This window comes from Mucilaginibacter sp. P5_A4, assembly GCF_056400605.1.
Map to the genome: position 1 here is coordinate 1 of NZ_JBFUKX010000104.1, position 3,992 is coordinate 3,992.

At 36.9% G+C, this 3,992-nt stretch carries 4 protein-coding genes; all 4 read left to right on the forward strand.

The annotated features are described in order from the left end of the window. Nucleotides 1-288 (forward strand): glycosyltransferase (locus AC1DQW_RS27215; RefSeq protein ID WP_477456934.1); only part of this gene is annotated, 288 nt, incomplete at its 5' end. Between the two features lie 67 nt (nt 289-355). Next, nucleotides 356-817, forward strand: a complete 462-nt coding sequence (locus AC1DQW_RS27220) for a hypothetical protein (protein WP_477456935.1) — start codon at nt 356-358, stop codon at nt 815-817. A 268-nt stretch (nt 818-1,085) separates the two neighbouring features. Further along, entirely contained in the window at nt 1,086-2,171 is a 1,086-nt protein-coding gene (locus tag AC1DQW_RS27225) for an NAD-dependent epimerase (protein WP_477456936.1), read from the forward strand. Nucleotides 2,172-2,376: 205 nt separating this feature from the next. Further along, a complete protein-coding gene (locus AC1DQW_RS27230) occupies nt 2,377-3,837 on the forward strand; it encodes a pectate lyase family protein (protein WP_477456937.1) in 1,461 nt (486 codons plus the stop codon). Nucleotides 3,838-3,992: the final 155 nt, after the last annotated feature.

Consider the following 3,992-nt stretch of genomic DNA (forward strand, 5'->3'; position numbering starts at 1 on the left):
TTTAAACACGCTAAAGTATGTGTAGTATCTTCTTTAAAAGAAGGTTTCCCTAATGTTTTATTGCAAATGATGTGCCTTAATCCTGTTATTGTTTGTACAAAGTGTGCAGGAGGAATAGAAGATATTCCCGGTATTTTTAAAGCTGAAGTAAATAACATAAATGCATTATTGCTTGCCATTGGTAAAGCGCTGAAAACCAATTCTGATAACAAAATGCTTATCCGGCATTATATCCAAAACAGAACCCCCGAAATTTTTATCAATTCTATCTTGAAAGCCTTAGTATAATAAATCTTCACATCACTTATAATTTGAGTGATCATTATTCATTGTTAACTTTTTAAATTAAAATATCATGGAACCCAAAACTAAACTATTGGAAAAAGTACTATTACTTGCTGTATTAGTATTTGCTGTTACGCTAAATAATAGCTGTAAAAAAGGTATACAAAACCCGGTTGTACACGATACTATAACGGTACATGATACACTAATAACGGTACATGATACTACCGGTCATGATACTTCAGGAGGTATATCAATAAATTTAATCGGTTTAAAGTCTGATAGTGGTTTTGCCTACAAAGTTGGATATAATCTTCCACAGATGGGAGATTCAAATTCCAAGCCTACCGCTTCTACCCTCCGGCTTTTCGAAAATGGTGTTGAGCTGGGCCCCGCCCATTCAGTTCATAAGGATATTCGCGTATTTGGCCTGGGCGAATTTAGCCATTGGGGAAACATGTTGATTTTTTCAACCTCTGATAATACAAATCCACTTTCAAATGGCCGAAAGTATACTTACAAAATGAAATAAATATTTTCAGCGCAATCTTATGTATTTTCCTGAATGCTATTATTAATGCGCTTTCTTAAATTAAATTCTTCAGAATTATTATAATAGTATATTATAATAATTCTGAAAACTATCTCAATGAATGTTAACCTGGAAGTGGGTGATTGCAATTCACTTCCACGGATGGAGACCACCGAGCAGCCCTGTCCCGGGGAACACTTCCAACGTAAAATAAACTAAAGGCTATTTTTTCTGTAACGCTTTCTTTTTAAACTTTAAACCTAGATTTATGAAAATTTTAATTACCGGCACAGCTGGTTTTATTGGCTATCATTTGGCCAAACATTTGCTTGAAAGAGGAGACACCGTTGTTGGCATCGATAATTTAAATGATTATTATGATGTAAGGCTGAAATATGCCCGTTTGGCCAATACAGGTATTCAGGTAAATACTTTGGAAGATGGAATACCAGTTCGGAGTAAAAAGTATCCAAACTATACTTTTATAAAATTGGATTTGTTAGATAAGGAGCAACTGGATTGTACTTTTCAAAGTTTTAAGTTTGATGCTGTATGCAACCTTGCAGCACAGGCAGGTGTTCGTTATAGTTTAACCAATCMCGATGTTTATATTGATTCAAATATAAAAGGGTTCCTGAATATATTAGAATGTTGCAGGCATTTTAAAATTAGCCATTTGGTATATGCAAGTTCTTCAAGCGTTTACGGATTAAATAAAAAAATGCCATTCAATGAACACGATATTGCTGATCATCCCGTTTCATTGTATGCAGCTTCAAAAAAAGCAAATGAAATGATGGCACATACCTACAGCCATTTATTTAATTTACGTACAACAGGATTACGTTTTTTTACCGTTTATGGTCCATGGGGCAGACCAGATATGGCTTTGTTTATTTTTACCAAAGCTATAATAGAAGGTAAACCCATTGAAGTTTTTAACAATGGAAATATGAAACGCGATTTTACTTACATAGATGACATTGTTGAAGGTATTGTGCATGTAATTGACCAACCGGCAGAAAGCAATCCGGAATGGGATGCATTAAACCCCGATCCGGCCACATCAAAAGCGCCGTTCAGGATATTTAACATAGGTAGGGGCGCGCCGGTTAACCTGCTTGATTTCGTAAGTGAAATTGAGAAACGGATCCATAAGAAAGCAATAAAAATATTCAGACCAATGCAAGAGGGCGATGTTGCCGAAACTTGCGCCGATGTATCCAATCTTGATACGGTTTTAAATTACAAACCTCAAATTTCTGTACCTACCGGTGTTGCCCGTTTTATCACGTGGTATAAGGCCTTTTACAAGGTTAAAAGTGCACCGGTGGAGGCGATATTGTCTGAGTAAGATTTTTTATTTGTCATCTTAATGTCATGAAGTGTGCAAATTATACACTTTCTTTACACTTTGATTTCACACAATTTTGCCCCTATTTAAGTGTGAAAAATACAGTTTTTGAACTTTTTAACATTTAAGTCTAAGCTTTCCAGGTAATTTTTAATTGTAATTTTTTAAACGGAGTACCGTTTGAAGAGCCAAAATTAAAAATTGCATGGAAAAAAAGACAAAACTCTTCGGAAAAGTGGCTGTACTCAGCATGGTTTTATCAGCAATTATCTTTTTAGGTAGTTGTAAAAAAGAAAGTGAAGGCTCCGGCTCTGGTAGTATTCAAGACACTACGCTTTCAGCAAATTTGAGCGGCTCTTCAATTTCTGCGGCTACAACAGCAGCAACTACTTTTGCGGTAAATTTAACTGGATTAAGATCAGATGGCGGATATGCCTACAAAATTGCATATGCACTAAGCCAGAATGGCGATTCAAACACAGCACCTACCGCATCTACAATGCGGTTATTTGAGAATGGGGTTGAATTAAAACCACCGCATTCATTACACCAGGATATTCGTGATTATGGAAAAGGACGATTTAGTCATTGGGGTACTTCATTAATTTTTTCGGCATCTGATAATACAAACCCTGCAACAAACGGCAGAAAGTATACCTTCACGATGAACGGAACTACCAGTACTTCGGCGTCTACAGCACCTACCACTACTACACCAACTACTACAACACCTACTACAACTGCAGGTTCGGCAACTACAACAGGCATAACCTCAGCTTTAATGGGTTACGCAATGGTTGGCGGAACAACAACAGGAGGTGCCGGAGGTACAGCGGTTACTGTAACAACTTTATCTGAGTTGAAATCGGCAGTTTCAGGTACAACTCCAAAAATTGTTTACGTTAGTGGAACTATCACTGGCTCGGGCGATGATCCGGTTTACGTTTCATCTAATAAATCAATCATTGGTAAACCAGGTGCAACTATTAAAGGTATATCACTTTACATGTTTACTGTAAACAATATCATTGTTCAGAACATTACCTTTAAAAACTATGTTACCGACGCAGCGCTTATGATAAAGTTTTCAACTACACACGTTTGGGTTGACCACTGTGATTTCTCAAACGATCGTAGTCATGGCTGGGATTATTGGGGTAAGGATATTGCAATTACAAGGGCCTCAGATTACGTAACTGTGTCATGGAGCAAGTTTCACGATACCAATCTGTCTTTCTTAATAAGCGGAGGCATAGCAGGTCATGAATCAGATATAGGCCATTTACATGTAACACTACACCATAACTTTTGGTATAATGTAAGCGAAAGAGAACCAGATATGAACTACGGAAGTGTTCACGTATTTAACAACTATCACTTAAATAACAGTGGTTATAGTTTAGGTGCAAGAGCAAACGGAATCATTCGCACAGATAATGAATATTTTTCAGGCTGTAAGAAACCGCTAAGCACAAATCTGGCAGGTGACCCTCCGGGATTTTTCAGTGGAGTTAGCACCAATGTTTATTCAAACTGCGGTTCTAATGATATAACTACCTCATTATCATCATGGGTGCCAGCTTATTCATACTCTGCAGTACTTGATGCAGCAGCAAACGTACCTACTGTAGTTCAAAAAGGCTCAGGTGCTATACTTGCTAATTAATATTTAACAACAGATTTTTTAAAGCCCAAACTACCAAAAGGTAGTTTGGGCTTATTATCCAACTACCTATAATGGCACCGGTGCTATTATAGTTTCTAAAAAAAGCCTTTACCTAAAGCTTACCAATTTTAAAAACCAATTAACTGGCCTATCAG